This is a genomic window from Plantactinospora sp. A48, assembly GCF_055793945.1.
On the sequence record NZ_JBTIXF010000009.1, the window covers coordinates 122,634 to 143,940 of the forward strand.

Annotated in this window: 19 protein-coding genes; 10 read left to right on the forward strand and 9 right to left on the reverse strand. The window is 71.5% G+C overall.

Going from position 1 to position 21,307, the window contains the following annotated elements:
* Positions 1-34 precede the first annotated feature (34 nt).
* Positions 35-1,354 (forward strand): type VII secretion-associated serine protease mycosin, encoded by a 1,320-nt coding sequence (gene mycP / locus ACXN5W_RS07510; protein ID WP_473157423.1) that lies wholly within the window; start codon positions 35-37, stop codon positions 1,352-1,354.
* A gap of 18 nt (positions 1,355-1,372) precedes the next feature.
* Positions 1,373-2,353, forward strand: a complete 981-nt coding sequence (locus ACXN5W_RS07515; RefSeq protein WP_473157424.1) for a pectinesterase — start codon at positions 1,373-1,375, stop codon at positions 2,351-2,353.
* Between the two features lie 263 nt (positions 2,354-2,616).
* Here the strand turns inward: ACXN5W_RS07515 and ACXN5W_RS07520 are convergent, their stop codons facing one another.
* From ACXN5W_RS07520 to ACXN5W_RS07530, 3 genes are read right to left on the reverse strand one after another with little or no spacing between them, the layout of a single operon-like run.
* Entirely contained in the window at positions 2,617-3,909 is a 1,293-nt protein-coding gene (locus ACXN5W_RS07520) for an SseB family protein (RefSeq protein ID WP_473157425.1), read from the reverse strand.
* On the reverse strand, positions 3,903-4,388 hold the full coding sequence (locus ACXN5W_RS07525) for an SUKH-3 domain-containing protein (RefSeq protein WP_473157426.1): 486 nt from the start codon (positions 4,386-4,388) through the stop codon (positions 3,903-3,905). The genes ACXN5W_RS07520 and ACXN5W_RS07525 overlap by 7 nt, the downstream gene beginning before the upstream one ends.
* Complete coding sequence (locus ACXN5W_RS07530; RefSeq protein WP_473157457.1) at positions 4,385-4,759, reverse strand: YwqJ-related putative deaminase; 375 nt, start codon at positions 4,757-4,759, stop codon at positions 4,385-4,387. The genes ACXN5W_RS07525 and ACXN5W_RS07530 overlap by 4 nt, the downstream gene beginning before the upstream one ends.
* A 177-nt stretch (positions 4,760-4,936) precedes the next feature.
* Between ACXN5W_RS07530 and ACXN5W_RS07535 the strand changes: the two genes are divergently transcribed.
* From ACXN5W_RS07535 to ACXN5W_RS07545, 3 genes are read left to right on the forward strand one after another with little or no spacing between them, the layout of a single operon-like run.
* Entirely contained in the window at positions 4,937-6,616 is a 1,680-nt protein-coding gene (locus tag ACXN5W_RS07535; protein WP_473157427.1) for a right-handed parallel beta-helix repeat-containing protein, read from the forward strand.
* Between the two features lie 31 nt (positions 6,617-6,647).
* The gene (eccE, locus tag ACXN5W_RS07540; protein ID WP_473157428.1) at positions 6,648-8,393 is read left to right on the forward strand and encodes a type VII secretion protein EccE; all 1,746 of its coding nucleotides are present in this window, start codon (positions 6,648-6,650) and stop codon (positions 8,391-8,393) included.
* Positions 8,390-9,082 carry a hypothetical protein gene (locus ACXN5W_RS07545; protein ID WP_473157429.1) on the forward strand — a complete coding sequence of 231 codons (693 nt, stop codon included), beginning with the start codon at positions 8,390-8,392 and terminating at the stop codon, positions 9,080-9,082. The genes eccE and ACXN5W_RS07545 overlap by 4 nt, the downstream gene beginning before the upstream one ends.
* Before the next feature lie 159 nt (positions 9,083-9,241).
* Here the strand turns inward: ACXN5W_RS07545 and ACXN5W_RS07550 are convergent, their stop codons facing one another.
* The 5 genes from ACXN5W_RS07550 to htpG all read right to left on the reverse strand — a co-directional run bounded on the left by ACXN5W_RS07550 (position 9,242) and on the right by htpG (position 13,725).
* Positions 9,242-9,703, reverse strand: a complete 462-nt coding sequence (locus ACXN5W_RS07550; protein WP_473157430.1) for a SitI3 family protein — start codon at positions 9,701-9,703, stop codon at positions 9,242-9,244.
* Positions 9,704-9,715: 12 nt separating this feature from the next.
* On the reverse strand, positions 9,716-10,927 hold the full coding sequence (locus ACXN5W_RS07555; protein WP_473157431.1) for a CdiA C-terminal domain-containing protein: 1,212 nt from the start codon (positions 10,925-10,927) through the stop codon (positions 9,716-9,718).
* Positions 10,924-11,244, reverse strand: a complete 321-nt coding sequence (locus ACXN5W_RS07560; protein WP_473157432.1) for a type VII secretion target — start codon at positions 11,242-11,244, stop codon at positions 10,924-10,926. The genes ACXN5W_RS07555 and ACXN5W_RS07560 overlap by 4 nt, the downstream gene beginning before the upstream one ends.
* Positions 11,231-11,635, reverse strand: a complete 405-nt coding sequence (locus tag ACXN5W_RS07565; protein ID WP_473157433.1) for a YbaB/EbfC family nucleoid-associated protein — start codon at positions 11,633-11,635, stop codon at positions 11,231-11,233. The genes ACXN5W_RS07560 and ACXN5W_RS07565 overlap by 14 nt, the downstream gene beginning before the upstream one ends.
* Positions 11,636-11,796: 161 nt before the next feature.
* On the reverse strand, positions 11,797-13,725 hold the full coding sequence (gene htpG / locus ACXN5W_RS07570; protein ID WP_473157434.1) for a molecular chaperone HtpG: 1,929 nt from the start codon (positions 13,723-13,725) through the stop codon (positions 11,797-11,799).
* A gap of 276 nt (positions 13,726-14,001) precedes the next feature.
* Between htpG and ACXN5W_RS07575 the strand changes: the two genes are divergently transcribed.
* The 5 genes from ACXN5W_RS07575 (at position 14,002) to ACXN5W_RS07595 (ending at position 18,049) form a co-directional block, all read left to right on the forward strand.
* Positions 14,002-15,750, forward strand: a complete 1,749-nt coding sequence (locus ACXN5W_RS07575; RefSeq protein WP_473157435.1) for a serine/threonine-protein kinase — start codon at positions 14,002-14,004, stop codon at positions 15,748-15,750.
* 61 nt (positions 15,751-15,811) lie between these two features.
* Positions 15,812-15,997, forward strand: a complete 186-nt coding sequence (locus tag ACXN5W_RS07580; protein WP_473157436.1) for a hypothetical protein — start codon at positions 15,812-15,814, stop codon at positions 15,995-15,997.
* A gap of 26 nt (positions 15,998-16,023) precedes the next feature.
* Positions 16,024-16,404: a hypothetical protein gene (locus ACXN5W_RS07585; protein WP_473157437.1), complete on the forward strand. Its 381-nt coding sequence runs from the start codon at positions 16,024-16,026 to the stop codon at positions 16,402-16,404.
* Positions 16,405-16,489: 85 nt separating this feature from the next.
* Positions 16,490-17,287, forward strand: coding sequence for a phosphatase PAP2 family protein (locus ACXN5W_RS07590; RefSeq protein ID WP_473157438.1), 798 nt, complete (start codon positions 16,490-16,492; stop codon positions 17,285-17,287).
* A 30-nt stretch (positions 17,288-17,317) separates the two neighbouring features.
* Complete coding sequence (locus ACXN5W_RS07595; protein ID WP_473157439.1) at positions 17,318-18,049, forward strand: phosphatase PAP2 family protein; 732 nt, start codon at positions 17,318-17,320, stop codon at positions 18,047-18,049.
* A gap of 37 nt (positions 18,050-18,086) precedes the next feature.
* Here ACXN5W_RS07595 and ileS read toward each other — a convergent pair whose 3' ends face one another.
* On the reverse strand, positions 18,087-21,305 hold the full coding sequence (gene ileS / locus ACXN5W_RS07600; protein WP_473157440.1) for an isoleucine--tRNA ligase: 3,219 nt from the start codon (positions 21,303-21,305) through the stop codon (positions 18,087-18,089).
* Positions 21,306-21,307 lie beyond the last annotated feature (2 nt).

Here is a 21,307-nt window from a genome sequence, read left to right on the forward strand (position 1 = left end):
CGCATCGGCGGTCACCAGTGGAAGGTAACCAAGTATGCGCGTCGTCAGGCGTTCGGCCGCCACCATTCCCGCGCTCGCGTTCAGCCTGCTCGGTACGCTTGCGCTCCCGGCCACACCCGCCCAGGCGGACGACACCCGGGACAGGTCCTGGCATCTTCAGGCGCTCAATGTCGCCGCGGCCCATCAGATCACCCAGGGCGAGGGCGTCGTCGTCGCAGTGATCGACTCCGGGGTGGACGCGAACCACCCGGATCTGAAGGGCAGCGTGTTACCGGGGCTCGATCTGTTCGACGGCAAGGCGAAGGGCCGGATCGACCGGGACCGCAAGGGTGGGCACGGCACCGCCATGGCGTCGATCATCGCCGGACACGGGCACGGGCCGGGCAACCGGGACGGCATCCTGGGCATCGCACCCAAGGCCAAGATCCTGCCGATAACCGTCGAGGATCCGCCGTACCCGATCGGCGAGACGGCGGTTGCCACGGCCATCACCTGGGCGGTGGACCAGGGCGCGGACATCATCAGTATCTCCCTGTCCGGCGGTACCGACCCGGCCATGGAAGAGGCGGTCAACTACGCCTGGGACAAGAACGTGCTGGTCGTGGCCGGCGCGGGGAACAAGAAGACCGATATCGGGGTAGGTTGGCCGGCCGCATACCGGCCCTGCCTGGCTGTCAACGCCACCGGCCGGGACGGAAAGATCAGCCCCGAGGCGGTCTACGGCGATGAGATCGACATCGCGGCGCCCGGCGTGGACATCGCGGGCGCGGCGCCCGGCGGCCGTTATCGGTCCGGCACCGGCAGCAGCGACTCGACGGCGATCGTGGCGGGCGCGGCGGCCCTGGTCAAGGCGAAGTACCCGAATCTCGACACGCACGACCTCTTCGGCCGCATCATCGAAACCGCCAAGGACGGCGGCGAGCCGGGCTGGGACGACAAGTTCGGCTGGGGAGCGTTGGACCTCATGCAGGCGCTGACCGGGCAGCCCGACGGGCGGGCCAGCAAGCCGTCGGCCGAGCCCAGTTCCAGCGACGAGGACACGTACGTGGTGGCGAACCCGACCAAGAACTCCAACTGGGACGAGGTCCTGGGCGCGGTCCTGTTCTTCGCCATTCTCGCGGTCCTCATCCTGGCCATCATCTTCCTGGTCCGCTTCCTTCGGCGGCGGCGGCGGACCGGCGACAGGCAGCCGACCCCGGCCGCGCAGCCGGCTGACCCGTACCGGTTCGGCGACGCTTCACCGGCCGGCCCCGGTGGACCGGGGACGTCGGCAGGGCACCATGGGGTTTCCGCTCCACCACCGCAACCCACCCAGCCCGGCGAAGAGTCGGTCTGGCGGCCCCCGACGAACTGACCGAGGAAGGCGGCACGCATGTCCGAACCCCTGGTGGTCGCCCCGGGCCAGCCCGACGGGTATCCGACGATCGGTGCCGCGCTGGCCGCGGCACCCGACGGCGGCGTGGTCTCGATCGCCCCTGGCACCTACTACGAGGCGCTGTACGTCAACGACCGGCGGGTGACAATCGTCGCGGCCAATGGCCCGGGGTCGGTGATCGTGGACTCGTCCTCGTCGACGTACCCGACGGCCTCCTGCGGGAACGGCGGCCTGGAGTTGCGTGACCTGGTGCTGCGGGCCGGCGCGGCGGCCGCGGTCACCGTCCAGCGGCAGGCCCGGCTCAGCCTTGACGGTTGCGAACTGAACGCCGCAGGCGAAGGCGCCACGGTGGCGGTACAGGAGGGGTCGGAACTGGCGGCGACGGGTTGCACGCTGCGCAACACCGCCGGCCCGGCGGTCGCGTTCGACGGCGACTGCCGAGGAACGCTGGAGCGGTGCGTGCTGGACACCCCCGCCGTACCGGCCATGAAGGTCACCCGGGGGGCACGGGTGATTTTCGGTGGGTCCGCCGTGGACCCCAACGTCACGCCGGCCGGCGCGGCGGACCGGCGCCCGGTGGCGGTGATCGCCGCGGTCCTGCTGATGGTGCCGGCCGGCCTGGCCTGGCTCGCCGGCGGCATCGGCTTCACGGTCGCCACCTACCGCACCGACGGCGACCCCAAGTGGCTGTTGTGGATCCTCGCGGTGGCGATCCTGCTGCTCTGCCTGTTCCTGGTGTTCATGACGGTGGTCGGGATGTGGCTCGCCTGGGGCGGCCACTCGGACATCCTCAAGGGACCGGCCGGCCTCACCCTGGTCATCTTCGTCATCACGCTGGTCAGCCTGCTGATCCGGCACAAGGTCAGCTATCAGCCCTCGATGCTCACCCCGCTGATCGTCGGCGGTCTGGCGGCCGTCTCGCTGGCGCTGCTGCGCACGCCACCGGCCCGCGCCTGGTTCGCCCGCACGCCCGACTGAGCAGCCCACCCGCACAGGTCGGGACGCCGCGCCCAACTGGCCCGCCCGCCCACCCACCCACGTGGGTGGGTTACGCCGGCACCACGTGGGTGGGGTTCCGCCGGGCCCGCCCACGACGGGATCAAGCCTGACCGCCCAGAGTGGGCGGGCCCGGCGGAACCCCTGCCCAGCAGAACCCCCTGCCCGGCGGAACCTCTGCCCAGCAGAACCCCCTGCCCGGCCCGCGAACGCCGCCGTTCCGTCCGGACGCGCCGCCGGCGGCCCTAGACGGTGTCCGGCTCGCCCGGACCGTCGGCCGGCCGCCACACCCCCGCTGTGGCGTCGTAGCGGGCCAGCGGCTCGTCCCGGCCATCGTGGTGGACGATGTGCAACCCACACCCGTCCGGCACCACTATCGCCTCCATCCGCGGCTCGCCCCGGCCCCACTCCTCGGGAGTGATCTCGTCCGGCGCCCAGCGCACCACGGGCACCCAGTCGTCCGACTCGGCGAATGGCGAACCGTCCCCGAGCAGTTTCAGCCGGCGGTAGAGCCGTGCCGGGGTGTCCCGGCCCGGCCCGGCCCAGGCGTGCACCAGGCCGGCCGCCCGGTCATAGCCCTGCTCCAGATAGGACGGCAGATACTGGTGCGGGATGATGATCTGCAGCCGCAGCGGCAGATCCGGGTCCGGCTGGTCGTCCTCGTCATCGTCGGCCACGCTCGCGGTCCAGGCCGGCCGGATCGCCAGCTTCGGTCCGGCCTCGGCCTCCGCCTCCCGGCGCCGTTCCTGCTCGACCGCCTCGACCAGCGTCGTCCGGACCTCGCTCAACCAGTCGCCCATCGCCAACACCGAGGTCCCGGGCATCGCCGCCGCGAGCGGGGTGCCGGGATTGAGCGACAACTGCCAGTCCGGATCCGGCCAGCTGCCGGCGAGTTGCGGGCTGGTCACCTGGATCAGATCGTGCTCGCCGAGCACCTGACGCAGCCGGGCCTCGGAGGTGAAGACCGGCACGGTGGGCGCGCCCGTTTCGTCCGGCAGACACCACCACGGGAAGTCGGGGTCGGTGAGGTCCCGCGACTGCGAACCATCCGGCCGCAGCGGCACCACCAGGGGTGCCCGGAACACCGCCACGGCCAGCGCGTCCCCGTCCTGCGCGGTGACCGCGTCCCGCAACGCGATCTCGGTTTCCAACTCTGCCGCCAACCCGGGTACGTCCCGGACCTCGTCGACGTCGAGCCGTACCCCGATCGGCAGGCCGGGATCGACGGCCAGCAACCACTCGTCGTCCGGCCAGCCGGCCACCAGACCGGTGAGGGTGTCGGCCCGGTAGTTGACCGACTGGCCGGGCAGGCAGGCCGCGATCGCCTCGGGTGACGTGAACGCCAGCACGTGGGTGACCCCGTCCAGCAGGCCCGTGGGCCAGGCGGGTGCCGCGCGACCGGCGGCCGCCTCGGCGGACACCGGGAGCAGCAGCGGGCTGGTGGCCAGGGCGGCCAGCAGCGCCTGCCGGTCCGCCACGACCGCGGCGTCGAGCATCGCCCGCTCCGGTTCGGTCGCGGGACGCCACTCGGTCACCACGTGCCGTCCTCGGCGATCCGGGCCGGCTCCCAGCCCAGCAGCAGCGCGGTGAGCGCCGCCGCGACGGACTCGCCGACAAACCACTCGGCGGTGTGGTCGAGCAGGAAGACCCGCCCCGATGCGCCGACCGCGAGGATCCCGGTGTCGTCGCCCTCCACGCCCAGCGGGGTGAGCGGGCCACCCAGCAGGGCGGCCAGACCGGCGAGGGTACGCACCGAGTGCAGCGCCCGCCGCGGATCCAGGTCCACCGTGCTCGGCGCGACCCGCTCGCCCTCCCCCGGCGGTGTCACCCGCAGTCCGCCGAACTCCGCGTACGCCTCGATCGCGGCCGGCACCACCACGTGCTGTCGACCGTCCGGTGTGGCGTACCCGGCGATGGTCAGCGCCCACTCCCGGGCCCGCGCCTCGTCCCGGCGGCCGGGTTGCCAGCCCGCGGCCGTGAGCGCCTCCGTCACCGCCGCCGGAAACCTGTCGCTCACGGCAGGACCTCCACTCCGAACCAGTCGAGCAGCGCCGCGCAGGACCGGCACGGTGGCTGGCTGGTGCCGTGCGCCGGGTCACCCGACTCCCGTACCCGGGTCAGTCGCAGCCGCGCCCCCCACAGCGCGGCGCGGGCCCGCGCGGGGCTCAGCGAACCGGCGCCGCCCGAGCGCTCGGTGGCGTACAGGTGGTCGGAGAGCAACACCGGCTCGGCGCACCAGCCGGCGTAGCGTTCACGCTGTCCGGTCGGCAGCTCGTTCAGGACCCGCCGGATCATCGGGTGCAGCTCCGGCGCGAGGTCGCCACGCACCGAGGTGTGCGAGTACACGATGCCCTCGACGAGCAGCGCGCCGGCGACGAGCGGCAGCATCCGGGCCGGCGCTGATGGTCCCGGCGCGGACGGTCCTGGTCGCACGGCGCCTCCTCGCGTACCTGTCGCCGGTTTCGTCGCGTCCCGCAGCCTAGCCGGCCGGGGGTGCCACGGGTTGGCCAGGCTGCGATATCGTCGGCCTCATCCCTTACCACCCGTCGCACGAAGCCCGGAGCCATGACGCGCACCCTTCTCGTCTCCCCGGACCAGCCCGGCGCCTATCCCTCGATCGGCGACGCGCTGGCCGCGGCGACGGACGGCACGGTGGTCTCGATCAGTCCCGGCACCTACTACGAGGCGCTCTACGTCAACGACCGGACGGTGACGATCCTCGCCGCGCAGGGCGCCGGCACGGTCGTCCTGGACGCCTCCTCGGGCGCGTACCCGACGGTGTCCTGCAACAACGGCTCGTTGGAGCTGCGGGACCTGGTCCTGCGCGCCGGTGACGCCCCGGTGGTGACGGTCACCCGGGCCCGACTCACCATGACCGGCTGTGAGCTGAGCGCCGGCTTCGGGGCGGCGATCGACGTGGGCGCCCGATCGCAGTTCGAGCTGAACCGGTGCCGGGTTACCACCGCCCGGTACGGTCTGGTCGTCGAGGACGCGGACGGCACTGTGGACGGTTGCGAGTTCGCCGACCTGACCGAGGACGGGATCATCATCCGGATCGGTGCCGCGCCGACCATCCGGACCAGCACCATCACCCGGTGCGGAAACCGTGGTGTCTACGTCTACCAGCACGGCCGGCCCACCCTGGAGACCTGCGAGATCTCTCAGACCGGCGGCGCCGGGATCGCGGTCGTCCACCAGAGCGCGCCGACCATCCGGCGCTGTCGGATCCGGGACACCCGCGGGCCGGCCGTGTCGTTCGGGCGTGGCTGCCAGGGCACCGTCGAGGAGTGCGCCACCGAGAACACCGGGGTGCCGGAGATCGAGGTGGCGCCCGGAGCCGAACCGACGATCGTGGCGGGATCGGCCGGCCGCCGCGCGGTCTTCGGCGCCGACGCCGCGAAGGCCGTGACCCAGCAGGACACGGCGCGGGTCGAGAAGTTGCTCGCCGACCTGGACGGCATGGTGGGTCTGGAGTCGGTGAAGGACGAGGTGCGCGCCCTCATCGACGAGATCCAGGTCAACGAGTGGCGCCGCAGCGCTGGCCTGCCGGTCAGTCCGGTCAGCCACCACCTGATCTTCGCGGGTGCCCCGGGTACCGGTAAGACCACCGTGGCGCGGATCTACGGTGAGTTGCTGGCCGCGCTCGGCGCGTTGCCGGGTGGGCCGTTCCGCGAGGTTTCCCGGCGGGACCTGGTCGGGCAGTATCTCGGCCACACCGCCGAGAAGACCGCTGAGGCGTTCAACTCGGCGCGTGGCGGTGTGCTGTTCATCGATGAGGCGTACACGCTGTCAAGGTCGATGGGCACCGGTGGCGACTTCGGGCAGGAAGCCATCGACATGCTGGTCAAGCTGATGGAGGACCACCGCGACGAGGTGGCGGTGATCGCCGCCGGCTACACCGCGGAGATGCTCCAGTTCCTGGACGCCAACCCCGGTCTGGCGTCCCGATTCGCCAAGACCATCGAGTTCGGCAACTACTCGCCGGCCCAGTTGGTGATCATCGTGCAGCGGATGGCTGGGGGCGACGAGTACCTGCTCGCCGACGGCGTCCCGGAGGTGCTGGCCGAACACTTCAGCGGCATCGAGCGGGACCAGAACTTCGGCAACGCCCGTGAGGCCCGCAAGCTTTTCGAAGGGGTGCGCAAGGCCCAGGCTCAACGGTTGCGCCAGTCCGGCCAGCGACCCACCCTCGACGAACTCCGTACGGTGACCGTGGCGGACTTCCGCGCGGCGATCGGTCGCTGACGGGAATGCGACCGGACGGGGAGGTCCTGCGGTGACGACGCCGGGTGCGGCACGGCCGAGCGAGCCGGGCTGGCAGCAGGACGCGGCCAGGCAGGGTGGTCAACCCTCGGCCGCCACCGGCCACCCCACGGGCGCGCCCGCGCCGACCCTCGGTGGTACCGGTGGTACCGGTGGTCCGGCCGCACCGGCTCAGGGCCGCGCCGCGCCGGGTCCGGTTCAGGGCCAGGCCGCGCCGGGTCAGTCCCGGGGTGGTGTGCCGGGCCAGTATCCGGGCCAGGCCGGGTATCCCGCCCAGGGCGGATTTGCCGGCCAGCCCGTCGCCGGGCAGGGTGCGTACCCCGGCCAGGGTGGATATTCCGGCCAGGGCGCCACCGGCCAGGGTGGGTACGCCGGTCAGGGTGTGGCGGCCGGGCCGGCCACGGGGGCCGCGCAGGCCAGGTACTCGGCCCGGGCCGCCACCGGCACGGCGTCCGCTGCCGCCGCGACCGGCGCCGCCACCGCGACCGGCACGGCGGCGACCGGCTCGGTGCCGGCCCAGCCCACCGTCGCCACGGCCCGCGCCACGGCCCAGCCGGCGGATTCGGCGGCACCGGCGGCGGCCACGGAGGTACGTCCACACCGCTTCCGCCCCACCATCGGGGCGTTCCACGTCGCCCAGCTGGTCTGCTGGCAGGTGGCGGTCGCCGCCGCACTGGTGGCCAGCCGGTACGGGATGCTGGCCACCGTGTCGGTGGCCGGTGGTGCCGTGATCCTGCTCGGGCCCACCCTGCTGCGTCGGCGGGGACGCTGGCTGCACCAGTGGTTGTCGATCTGGCTGCGCTACCGCGTCCGTCGGCACCAGCTTCCGGCGGCGGGTGGCAGCCAGGCGCTCAACCTGCTCACTTTCGTCGAGGACTCCGCCGAGGTCGAGGCGCTGGATCTGGACGACCAACCGGTCGCCATGATCACCCATCGGGGCGGGTTGAGTGTCGTGTTCGAGGTCGATCCGGCGGACGGGGCGCTGGTGGGCGGCCCATCCCGGGCTCTGCCGTCACCCGCGTCGCTGCTGCCCGGCGCCGACCCGGCCGCGCCGCCCGTGGCCGTCCAGATGCTGGTGCAGGTCACCCCGGCGCCGCGGGCGCTGAACGGCCCGGGGGTCGACCGGTCGTACCGGGAGTTGTCCAACGGGGACATTCCGGCGCAGCGCCGGAGCTGGTTGGTGCTCCAGACGGTCCGTACCGCCGACTTCTACCTGGACCGCGACCTGCGCCCGGCGCTCGTCTCGGCGATCCGGCGAGCCCGGCGGCAACTTCGCCAGTCGCGGATCGGCGCCCGCCTGCTGAGCCGCGACGAACTGCTGGCGGCGGTCGGATACCTGGCCCGGGTGGCCGGACCGGCCGAAACCCAGGGCGTGTACGGCACGGCCAGCGAGCGGGTCGTCGGCCGGGAGACCTGGCGGGCCTGGACGAGCGGCGAAACCCCGCAGAGCTGTCACCGCCTGGTGCGGTGGCCGCGGCTGCCGTGGCAGCTCGACCCGGTGCTGCGACAGCTTCCGGGGGTGAGCAGCGTCGTCTCCATCGCCGCCACCCGGGACGAAGGGGTACGCAGCCGGTCCGGCGCCGACATCGCCGTGGAGGTGGCGATCCGGCTGATCGCCGCGAACCCGACCACGCTGGCGGCCGGGGACCGCGCCCTCACCGAGGCCGTACACGCCGGTGGCGGCCGGACCGAGCGGATGGACGGTGAGCAGGTGTACGGGTTGGCCGCGACGCTGCCGTTCGGAGGTTTCCTGCGGTGAACGGCGCCAGCTTCCCAGGCAGCCGAATGGGGCTGCACCTGACCGATCCCGGCACGCTCGGCAGCCTCGACCTGATGGGCGGCGGCAGCGGCCTCGTGGTCGGGCGCAACCGGGACGAGCTGCCCGTCGCCGTACGGCTGTTCCGGCCCGAGCCGACCCGGATGCTGCTGGTGGGCGGGATCCGCTGCGCCCAGTTGCTGGCCTTCCGGACAATGGCACTCGGCGCCCGGCTGTTCATCCAGACCGCTCGGGAACAGGACTGGGACGCGTTTCTCCGGCGATGTGCCGTCGGTCGCGACTCGGCGGTCTTCCTGCCGCTCGGCGGCCAACCGCCGGCCCCAGCCTCCCCGGTCGACCCGCAGCTCGTGCTTGTCGACATCGGACCCACGGCGGGACCGGAGCCGGCCGAACCGGCACCCTGGCGGGCCACCCTCGTGGTCCGGGACGACCTGGCGAACTGGGACGTGGACACGATCGTCCGCAGCGACGTCGTGCTGCTACAACGACTGACCCAGGCCGAGGCGTCGATCGCGGTGTCGGCTCTGGGCCTGACCGAGGCGCAGAGCTGGCTGCCGAGGATCCATCCCGAGATGGTGGGCATGGTCAGCAAGGGCCGCTTGCAGTGGGTCATGCTGGGCCTGACCCCCACCGAGCAGAGCCTGCTCGGCTCGGCCGCCCGCACCGGCTGACCGCACCGGTTTTCCTGAGGTCGGCAAGGCCAAGCTCGGACCGGTTGATGACCCGCAGACATGGATCGCACGGCCGACGCCCTTCCCAGCGAGCAACACGCCGGCCCCCAGCATCACAGTCCACCCTCGGGCAGGCTGAAGGCCATCAGCGGGTAAGACTCAGAGCAAGGGCTGAGGCAGAGTCCGGAAGGTGTAGCCGTTGATCAGGGCTTGCAGGCTGTCGTTTTCGGTCCACTCTTCCCAGTCGCGATTGATCTCGATGCCCTCATTCAATTTTTGAACAGTCACCTCCTCGCCGTTGTACAGCAACACGCCTCGGCCCGGGAACCGCTCGAAGAACTCAATGACCGCTCGGTACATGACCACCTCGGCCCGCGCCAGCACCTCATCGGACGCTCGGTTTGAGAATCGGAAGGTTGCGGTCACCCGGTGGGTGAAGCCGAAAAGATCCGCCGCGGACCTCTGCTCGTCAGGCGTCACCCGGTAGGCGTACACGCCCATGCCCTCGGCCAGCATGAAATTGCTCTCCCTGGGCACGCCGTCCACGGCCACCCGCACGAAGGAGAAGAACTCTTCGTGAGACAGGTCGGCCTCCGATATCAGATCGTATTCGGTAGCCATCTGCTCAGTCCGCTACTGAAAAGGGTAGAAGTTGACGACCTTACCGTCTCGCACAAGCAACACTTCCTTAAGACCGTCAATGGGTTTCCTCCGGAGAACGTCCTCGACGTCTGCCGGTGAGCGCGGGCAGTCATCCAAGTTCAGCACGAGGCGATCGGCCTGACCAGTCTTCACCTTCTTGCTCATGCCATCCCTCAGGTTGTCCAGATCCGACGTGTCGGGAGAGTAGCAGTCGAAGTACTCATCCTCGATCTTGTAGTCGGGTTCCTTTCCATTTGGCTTCGGCGGCGGGTTCTGCTCGACGTCATAACCGTTCTTCGCCAGGGCATCCGCTGAGTCATTCTCCCGCCTCAACCCACGGTCCTTCTTTTTCGTCGGGTGCGCCTTGGTTCGCTCGCCCCGGGGCTTGCCGCCGGGCGGCCTGGAGGGATTGGTGCCCGGCCATTGGGGTCGACCGTCGCCCTTGCCGCGGAGCTTGTTGAGGATGCGCTTCAACAGTTCAACCAGCTTCTCCAGCGACCGGCTGCGGGAGGCCAGTTCGCGGAGGCTGGACAGCAGGCCGCGCAGCCATCGGGAGATCTTCGCGGCCCACGCGGCGACCAGGGTGGTCACCTGCTCTGCCACCAGGGGCGTGGCGAAGCCCAGCGAGGCCGCCTCCTCGGCCGCGTACACGACCAGTCGGGACACCACGGTGGCCACCGCGTCGCGGACCAGCATGCGTACGGCGGAGATCAGGAAGCCAGCGCCCTCGGTGATCGCGGCCATCGTCTCGGCGGCCTTGGCGAGCCCGCCGACCGCGTCCTGCTGCTGCTTCGACCAGCCCTGGTACGCCTCGGCCGCCGCTCCGGACCATTCCGACAGGTCCAGCCGGGCCGCCGACCCGAGATCCGTGGCCTGGCGGTGCAGGGCGGCGGCCACGTTGCGCCAGGTCTGCGCGTTCGCGGCGATCTGCGCGGCGTCGCCGGCCAGCCAGTCCAGTGCCTCGCTCAGCGGCTTGACGTGCTCGATGATCCAGGCGACGCCGTACTGCAACAGCGAGCCGATCGGATCCGAGATCAGCGCGAGGCCGTCGAGGGTCGCGCCGAGCACGCCGAGGCCGGTGTCTATCCAGCTGCCCGACTTGACGCCCTGCTGGATCAGCTCGATGTCCTCGGCGATCCAGACCCCCGCCCAGGCATCCACCGGCTGGTCGATCCTCGCCGCGACCAGCGGATTGACGGTCACGGCAGGCCACCGGCCTGGCGCATGTCGGCGGCCACCTCCTCGTCGGTGGACCGGTAGCCGTGCGCCACCGAGCGCAACCGTTCGGCGGTGTCGTGCAGCGAGTCGGCGGCCTGGTCCATGCCGTCCAGCAGCACGTCCTGAAGTAGGCCCAGCATGACCGGCACCATCACGCACAGTCGCCCGTACGCCTCCGGTCCGGGCCGGGTGGCCGCGCCGGCCTCCCGGGCGGTGCCGATGGCCGCGGCGACGGTCGCCACCCGCCCCGCGTGACCCAGCAGGTCGGCGGGGGTGACCGCGACATGGTCAGCGCCGGCCATCGGTGCCGTCCTCGGTCGACGGCGGCACCCGCCGGGCATACGACTCGATGATCGCGCGGCCGGCGGGGCTGTCGGCCCCGACGGTCTCCGCCGTCGCCTCGGTGACCCGTTCGGCGAGCCGGCCGACCGCCAGGCGGGTGACCTCCATGATCTGCTCGGCGATGTCGGCCGCGCGCCGCCGCCGGATGCCCTCGTCCAGGCGCAGTCCGGTGATCGCGCCGGACGACGAGACCGTGACCTCGACCAGGCCGTCCCGGCTGCGCGCCGTGGCGGTCAGTCCGCGTACCCGGTCGGCCAGCTCGCGCGCCTGCGCGGCCTGCCGTTCGATCCTGCCCTGCCAGTCGTCGACCCAGCGGTCGGCTGCGGCCAGCTCGGCGTCCTCAGGTAACACGCCCACACCTCCCGAAGGGGCATGGTAACGAAAAAGGTCAGCGTATCGCTGCCCTGCGTGCCGATCAGATCACCGAACGCGAGATTCCACCGGCGGCGGGATTCGATCGACCGCGAGGGATTCGTGGGTCGGCGGCGACCGACGCCGACCCACGAACCATCTCAGACCGTGGCGCTGAGCTGCTCGGCGAGCAGCCGGGCGAACCGCGCCGGGTCCTTCAGGTCCCCGCCCTCGGCGAGCAGCGCCATCCCGTGCAGCAGTTCGGCGGTACGCCCCAACGCCTCGGGGTCGGCACCCTGCTCGTGCGCCTTGCGCAGCCCGACGACCAGCGGGTGCGTCGGGTTGAGTTCGAGGATCCGCTTGGTGGGCGGCACCTCCTGCCCCATCGCCCGGTACAGCTTCTCCAGGGTCGGGGTGAGGTCCTGGGCGTCGCCCACCACGCAGGCCGGTGACGTGGTCAACCGCGACGACAGCCGGACCTCCTTCACCTCGTCGGACAGCCGCTCCCCCAGCCAGGTCAGCAACGGCTCGAACTCCTGCTGCCGCTCCTGGAGTTCCGACTCGGCGGCCTTCTTCTCGTCCTCGGTCTCCAGGTCGATCTGGCCCTTGGCGATGGACCGCAGCGACCTGCCGTCGAACTGTCCGACCTGCTCGACCCACACCTCGTCGACCGGGTCGGTGAGCAGCAGCACCTCGTACCCCTTGGCCCGGAACGCCTCCATGTGCGGCGAGTTCTCGACGGTGGACCGCGACTCACCGGTCAGGTAGTAGATGTCGTTCTGGCCGTCCTTCATCCGCTCGACGTACTCGCGCAGCGTGGTGAGCTGTTCGGCGTCGTGCGTCGAGGCGACCGAGACGAGGTCCAGGATGGCTTCCTGGTTGTCGACGTCCTCGATCAGGCCCTCCTTGAACGCGCGCCCGAACTCCGACCAGAAGGTGCGGTACTTCTCGGGCTGCTTCTCCCGCAGGTCCTTGACCGTGGAGAGCACCTTCTTCACCAACCGGCGGCGGACGGCGCGGATCTGGCGGTCCTGCTGGAGGATCTCCCGGGAGATGTTCAGCGACAGGTCGTGCGCGTCCACCACGCCCTTGACGAAGCGCAGGTAGTTGGGCATCAGCGCTTCGCAGTCGTCCATGATGAAGACGCGCTTGACGTACAGCTGCACGCCCCGCTTGCCGTCCCGGCTGAACAGGTCGAACGGCGCGTGGGCGGGGAGGAACAGCAGTGCCTCGTACTCGAAGGTGCCCTCGGCCCGCATGTGGATGATCTCCAGCGGGTCGGTCCAGTCGTGGCTCAGGTGCTTGTAGAACTCGTTGTACTCGGCGTCGTCGACCTCGTCGCGGGACCGGGCCCACAGCGCCTTCATGGAGTTGAGCGTCACCGTCTCGATGACCGGACCGGCCGGTTCGCCGTCCTCGGCCGGCTCACCGGGCCGCTCCACCGTCATCCGGATCGGCCACGAGATGAAGTCCGAGTACCGCTTGACGATCTCGCGGATCTTCCACTCGGCCGTGTAGTCGTACAGGTGGTCCTCGGGGTCCGCGGGCTTGAGGTGCACGGTGACCGCCGTGCCCTGCGGCGCGTCGTCGACCTCCTCGATCACGTACGTACCCTCGCCCGTCGACTCCCAACGGGTGCCGGTGGTCTCGCCGGCCCGCCGGGTCAGCAGGGTGACCTTGTCGGCCACCATGAAGGTGGCGTAGAAGCCGACGCCGAACTGCCCGATCAACTCCTGCGAGCCGGTCCCGTCGGTCGACTCCTTGAGTTTGCGCAGCAGCTCGGCGGTGCCGGACTTGGCGATCGTGCCGATCAGCGCGACAACCTCGTCCCGGGACATTCCGACGCCGTTGTCCCGAACGGTGAGAGTCCGCGCATCGGCGTCAACCGCCAACTCGATGTGCAGGTCGGAGGCGTCGACCGCCAGGTCCTTGTCGACCATCGAGGAGATGCGCAGCTTGTCCAGCGCGTCGGACGCGTTGGAAATCAGCTCACGCAGGAAGACGTCCTTGTTCGAGTAGATCGAGTGGACCATCAGCTGGAGCAGCTGACGCGCCTCCGCTTGGAACTCCAACGTCTCGCGGTTGCTCACGACACTCCCTTCCCTGAGACGGCTACGCCGGAAAGGATACGAGCCGTCGGGCCAGATCATCACGCTGGGCCACGGACAGCTCAGCGCAGCGTCGACCGGCAATGTCCGAACAGCGACGGAATATATCGAGCCACTTTAATTTTGCTGCTCTCCCGCTGGTAGCCGTGCCGGGAGTGTCCAGCAGGCGGTCACCGTCACCGCGGGTCACCCTATCCATTCGCATCGGTGGCTATTGTGGTCAACCTGGTTGGTGGCGGAGGGAATGGCGATGCGGCTGTGCTGATCGGGGAGCGCTATCGGTTGCAGCGCCTGGTCGGTCGGGGCGGAATGGGGCGTGTCTGGCTGGCCCGCGACGAGGTGTTGCACCGCGACGTGGCCATCAAGGAGGTCACGCTGCCGGACTGGTTGGCCGACGAGGACCAGCAGCGGCTCGTCGCCCGGACCATGCGGGAGGCGCGGATCACCGCCCGGCTCAACCACCCGAACGTGGTGAGCGTCCACGACGTGGTGACCGTCGACGGCACGCCGTGGATCGTCATGGAGTACGTCCCGTCCCGCTCGCTGCAGGACGTCCTCGGCACCGCGCCGGTCTCGCCCCGCCGGGCGGCACAGATCGGGCAGGCGGTGCTCGCCGCGCTCATCGCGGCGCACCGGGCCGGCGTCGTACACCGGGACGTGAAGCCCGGCAACGTCCTGATCGCCAGCGACGGGCGCGTCATGCTCACCGACTTCGGGCTGGCCGTGCTCGACGACGGTCGCGACGGGGTCACCCGGTCCGGCATGATCATGGGCTCTCCCGAGTACGTCGCCCCGGAGCGGGCCGCCGAGGGCGTGTCGAGCCCGGCGACCGACATGTGGTCGCTCGGTGCCACCCTGCACGCGGCGGTGGAGGGACGCTCGCCCTACGCCCGGTCGACCGCGATGGCCACACTCACCGCGCTGGCCACCTCGCCACCGGATCCGGCCCCGCACGCCGGGCCGCTGACCCCGATCCTGACCGGCCTGCTGCGCAAGGACCCGGCCCGCCGGCTGACCGCCACCGAAACCGAGCGCATGCTGCGGGGCGTACTGGACAGCACCGCCCTGGACGACCAGCCGACGGTGGCCGACTGGGCCGGGGTGGGCGCGCGGCTCGCCGCGCTGGTCCGCGAGTCGGCGGTGGAACCGACCGGGCCGGGCTGGGCCGAGTTGGGCGCCGCTCCCGAATCCGATTCCGGGGAGGTCCGCACCCGTACCCGTCGGATCTGGTCGCCCGGCGCGGAGCGGGCCGTCACCGAACCCGTCAACCGACGCTGGCTGGTCTCGGTGGTCACCGCCGCCCTCGCGGTCGTGCTCGCGGCTGTCGGCACCATCCTGATCGTCACGTACCACAACAGCACCGACCCGCAGGTCACGGCGACCAGCTCCGCCACACCGACGACCGAGGACGACCCGCCGGGCGGCCCGCACGATCCCGGGCGTGGGGAGCCGCCGCCGCACGGGGCACCGCCGCCGCCGTTCGCCTGCATCCGGTCGGGCCGGGTGAAGCGGGAGATCACCAGGACGGCGACGCCGAAAGACGAGACCTTCGCGCCGCCGCGCGGTTGGACCTGGCACGTCGACAGCAACGGCTTCCGGCTCACCGTGCCGGTGGGTTGGCTCTACTTCCAGGACGACGACGGGGTCTCCTGCTTCCAGGACCCGCTGTCCAGCCGCTCGCTGAGCGTGGAGACCAACACCCCGCCGCAACTGGCCGCCGACGACCCGGTCGGCCTGCTGCGTGGCGAGGAGAGCCGGGGGATCAACAGCGGTGTGTTGCCGAAGTACCAGAAGGTGCGCCTCGACCGGACGGGCCACGGTCCCGGCGCCGAGTGGGAGTGCCGGTGGACCGCCCCGTACGGGGAGCGGCTGCACGCCCTGCGGATCGTGACCGGGGTTTCGGGTGGCCGGGCGTACACGTTGGGCTGGGTGGCGCCGGACGTCGACTGGGCCGGTGACGCCGAGTCGATCGCGACGATCCGGGCGAGCTTCCGGCCGGGGTCATGACGGCCATCCGGACCGCATACCCGGTTGCGACGCGAGGGGCGCCTCTGGTGTCATGCCCGCCATGGGGGACGTACGGGGGCTGCTGAGCAGAGTTTTACCACCACCGGGGCTGCCGCGGAACCTCGCGGTGCAGTCGGCGGTGTACGCGATCGACAACGGCACGTTCCTCACCGGCAGCGTCGTGTTCTTCACCCGGTACGTCGGGTTGACGCCGGTGCGGACAGCCTCTCCGGAGCGGTCCGGCTGACCCGCTGGGCGGCGGTCGCCACGGCCGTGGCCTGCCCGGTCATCGCGTACAGCGGCCGAACCAGCGGTTGGCTGACGGTCGGCGTCCTCGCCCTGGCGGTGCTGCTGACCACCGCGACCGAACTGTGGTCGTCGGCCGCCCAGTGGTACTTCCAGACCGAGGTCCCGCCGGCCGCCCAGCGCGGCGCGTACGTCGGGGCCAGCCGGTCGGTCGCCGGCATCGGTCGCATGATCGGGCCGGCCGCCCTGACGTACCTGGCGATCACCACGGGCGGTTGGGGCTGGTGGGTGATCGCGGGGATCTTCGTCGCCTGCGGCGTGGCGATCCAGCCGGTGGTGCGGTGGATCGAGCGCACTCCCCGCAACGGTGGCCCGGTGCCGACGCCCGAGCCGGTGCCGACGGTCTGACGTCGGCCCCGGCAACCCGGACCGATCCGGAAAGGGACCCGGGCCAGGGATATGACCGGCCGATACGCGGGTAAAGGCAGGCCTCATGAGCAGGACCCAGGAGCACCTTTCGGCACATGCCCGGTCCGAGACGTGGCGGGCCCGCCGGCTCGATCCGCACCACTCGCTCGGGCTGCGGCTCACCGTCGGCGCGATCGCGGCGTTCCTGATCCTGGTGCCGTTCTCGCTGCTCGCTCTGCTGGTGCTCGATGCCTGGCGACCACTGCACGACCTGGACCAGACCGTCACCGACGCGCTGCACGGGTACGCGATCGGCCATCCGCTGTGGGTGGGCCTCATGAAGGTGTGGACCAACGTCTTCGGTCCGCTGCCGCTGCGGGCGGTCGTCGCCGTCCTGGCGTTCTGGCTGTGGCGTCGCGGTGCTCCCCGGCTGGCCTGGTGGGCGGTCACCACCATGGTCGCCGGCGGTCTGCTGGGCGAGCTGCTCAAGCTGCTGGTCGGTCGCCACCGCCCCGATCTGCTCGACCCGGTCGCCCGGGCCACCGGCTACTCGTTCCCGTCCGGACACGCGCTCAACGCGATGCTGGCCGCCGGGGTGCTGGTGCTGGTGTTGCTGCCGTTCGCCCGCGACCGGCCGGCGGGCCGCTGGGGGTTGTGGGCCGGTGCCGTGCTGCTGGCCGGGCTCACCGGCCTGAGCCGGATCGCGTTGGGCGTGCACTGGACCAGCGACGTGGTGGGCGGCTGGCTGCTCGGGGTGGGGGTGCTGACCGCCACCGCCGCCGCCTTCGCCAGTTGGCGGCACCGGGTGGACCGCCGCCGACCACGGCCGACCCGCGAAGGGATGGAGCCCGAGGTGGCCGACCCGGCGGCTCCGGAGGCTTAGCCGAACGCCGTTTCGGGTATCTGCGCGCCCATGTCAGAGATCGCGGTACGGGTGGTCAGGCGGATCGTGCTTCCGGTCGCCCTGTTGCTGGCCGGCATGGTGTTACTGGGTTTCCTGATCACCAAGGTCCTCAACCACACGTGGCCGTTCACCGTGGAGGACTCGGTCAACCGGGAACTCGCATCGGACCGCTCCGGCGACCTCAACAACGTCTCGCTGGTGTTCAGCACGCTGGCCAGCACCCAGGTGATCGTCGCGACGACCGTTCTGGTGGCGCTGGTGCTCTACCTGTGGTTGCGGCGGTGGCGGGAGCCGCTGTTCCTGGCCGCCGCGGTCAGCGCGCAGGCCCTGGTCTTCCTGATCACCACGCTGCTCATCGACCGGCACCGGCCCGAGGTGCCGCACCTGGACGCCTCCCCGCCGACCTCCAGTTTCCCGTCCGGCCACACCTCGGCGGCCACCGCGCTCTACGTCGGCGTGGCGTTGCTGATGGCGTTGCGGGCCAGGAGCACGACCGCCAAGGTGCTCTGGTGGGCGCTGGTCCTGGCTCCGATCGGGGTGGCGCTGGGCCGGATGTACCGGGGGATGCACCACCCGAGCGATGTCCTGGCGTCGTTCATCAACGGCACGACCTGCGTCATCATCATGGCGCGGACGGTGCTGGACCGGACCCTCTCCTGGGGGCGTACCCGCCGGTCCGGCTCGGCGCGGGGTCCGCGCCGGACCGCCGCCACCACGACGCCGGCCGCGACCCCCGGCTGACCCCGACCGCCGGCCCGCAGGGTACGTCGAACGCGGGTCACGCGCGGTGGACGGCGACGACGATCCCGTCCCCGTCGCCCACGGTCCCCGGGAAACCCGCCGGGGCGGCGTCCAGCACCGCCACCGACACCGCGAGGGTTTCGGCCGCGATGAAATCCTGGTACGCCTCGACCACCGCGCGGACCCGCTCCGGGCCGGCGACCAAGAGGGCGATCCGGTCCGACACCTCCAGGCCGGCCTCCCGACGGGCCTGCTGCACCACCCGTACGACGTCCCGGGCCGTGCCCTCGGCGACCAGCTCGGGGCTGAGTTCGGTGTCCAGCGCGATGGTCACCCCGCGCTGCGCCTCGACCACCCAGCCACTGCGCGGCGCCTCGACGATCCGGACGTCGTCCGGACCGATCGTGAACCCGCCATCGGGCCCCCCGACGGTCGCGCTCTGCCCGGTGCGCAGGCTGGCCACCAGCGCCCGCGGATCGGCCGCGCGGATCGCCGCCGCCACCTCCTGGGTCCGGTTGCCGAACCGCCGTCCCAGCGCGCGGAAGTTCGGCTGCACGGTCACGTCGATCACCTCGCTGCCCGCGTCCAGCGGCTGGAGCAGCCGCACGTTCAGCTCGTCACCCACGTCGTCGAGCAGTTCGCGGGGCAGTTCGGTGCCGGCCGGTACCCCGACCAGGGCCCGGCGCAGCGGCTGCCGTACCCGCAGTCCGGCCGCCTTGCGGGCGGCCCGGCCGGCCTCGGTGAGCGCGCGGGCGGTGGCCATCCGGGCCGACAGGTCGGGGTCGATCAGCCCGGTGTCGGGCTCCGGCCAGGTGGCCAGGTGGACCGACTCCGCCGCCGTCGGATCGCCCGGCCGGACGACCCGCTGCCACACCTCCTCGGTGATGAACGGGACGATCGGGGCGAGCAGCCGGGTCAGCACGTCGAGACAGGTGTAGAGGGTGGCGAGCGCGTCCCGGTCGCCGGCCCAGAACCGCTGGCGGCAGCGCCGGACGTACCAGTTGGACAGGTCGTCCACGAAGTCCGCCAGCAGCCGGCCGGCGCGGGCGGTGTCGTAGTTCTCCAGCCGCTCGTCCACCGCCTCGGCCAGCCCGTGCAGTTCACCGAGGATCCACCGGTCCAGGACGGGTCGCGCGCCGACCGGCCGGGCCGCCGCCGGCGCCCAGTCGGCGTGGCTGGCGTAGAGGGCGAAGAACGACGCGGTGTTCCAGTAGGTCATCAGGACCTTCCGGACGATGTCGTCGAGTGGTCCGGACCCGACCCGGCGCTGCGCCCAGGGCGATCCGGAGCAGGCCATGAACCAGCGCAGGGCGTCCGCGCCGTGCGTCTCCATCAGCGGCATCGGGGCCAGGATGTTGCCCAGGTGCTTGCTCATCTTCCGACCGTCCTCGGCGACGATGTGCCCGAGGCAGACCACGTTCTCGTAGGCGGAACGGTCGAACACCAGGGTGCCCACCGCCATCAGCGTGTAGAACCAGCCGCGGGTCTGGTCGATGGCCTCGCAGATGTACTGCGCCGGGTAGCCGGCCTCGAACGCCTCGACGCTGCCGGGCAGGTGCGGGTAGCCGAGCGAGGCGAACGGCATGGCACCGGAGTCGTACCAGGCGTCGATGACCTCGGGGACCCGGGTGGCCGGGTCACCGCACTCGGGACAGTCGAACGTGATCTCGTCGATGTACGGCCGGTGCGGATCCAGCTCCGACAGGTCCAGTCCGGCCAGCTGGCCGAGTTCGGCCCGGGAACCGACCGCCGTGACGTGCCCGGCGCCGCACCGCCACAGTGGCAGGGGCGTACCCCAGTACCGCGACCGGGACAGCGCCCAGTCGACGTTGTTGGCCAGCCAGTCGCCGTACCGGCCGTGCTTGATGTGCTCGGGGTACCAGCTGGTGCGCTCGTTCTCCCGGCGCAGCGCGTCGCCGACCGCCGTGGTGCGGATGTACCAGGACGGCTGGGCGTAGTACATCAGCGGCGTGTGGCAACGCCAGCAGTGCGGATAGGCGTGCTCGAACTCCGCGTACCGGAAGAGCCGGCCGGCTCGGTCCAGCTCCGCCACGAGCAACTGGTCGGCGTCCTTGAAGAAGACCCCGCCGACCAGCGGCACGTCGGGGTGGAACCGACCGTCCGGCGCCACCGGGTTGACCACGGGCAGCCCGTTGGCCCGGCACACCGCCAGGTCGTCGGCGCCGAACGCCGGCGCCTGGTGTACCAGCCCGGTGCCGTCCTCGGTGCTGACGTAGTCGGCCAGCACCACCCGGTGCGCGTCCGGGATCTCGACCAGTTCGAACGGCCGCCGGTAGCCCAACCCGGCCAGTTCCGCCCCGGGCACCGTGGCCAGCACCCGCACCGACCCGTCCCCGGCCGCGACACCGTCTCCGGCTTCGACGCCGCCCCCGGCCGCGACGCCGTCACCGGTGGCACCTGCGGCACCGAAGACCGCGCCGAGCAGCGCCTCGGCGACCACGAAGGTTCCCCGGTCGGTCCGGACCACGGCGTACGGCACGTCCGGGTGGACCGCGACGGCGGTGTTGGCCACCAGCGTCCACGGCGTGGTGGTCCAGATCAGCAGCTCGACGTCCGACTGCCCGGCCAGCGGCTCCCGCAGCGGGAAGCGCACGTAGACCGACGGATCGCGGACCGTCTCGTACCCCTGCGCGACCTCGTGGTCGGACAGCGTCGTGCCGTCCCGGGTGCAGTACGGCGCGACCCGGAAGTCCTCCACCAACCGACCGTCGGCGTGGATCTTCCGCAGCGACCACCACACGCTGTCCACGTACTCCGGGGACATCGTCCGGTACGCGTTCGCCAGGTCGATCCAGTAACCCATCCGCTCGGTGAGCCGCTCGAACTCCCCGACGTGCCGCAGCACCGACTCGCGGCACCGCGCGTTGAACTCGGCCACGCCGATCTTCTCGATGTCGGGCTTGCCGCCGAGGCCCAGTTCCCTCTCGACGGCCAGTTCCACCGGCAGCCCGTGGCAGTCCCAGCCGGCCCGGCGGGGCACCGAGTAGCCCTTCATGGTCCGGTAACGCGGGAAGACGTCCTTGAAGACCCGGGCCTCGACGTGGTGCGTCCCGGGTACCCCGTTGGCCGTGGGCGGACCCTCGTAGAAGATCCACGACGGTCCTTCGGCGGTCCGCGCGAGGCTGCGGGCGAAGATGTCCTTCTCCTGCCACCAGGCGATGATCCGGCGATCCAGCTCGCCAAGGTCGATCCTCGCCGGCAGCGCCGTGAAGGGGGACCGCGTCGAATCCGTCATCT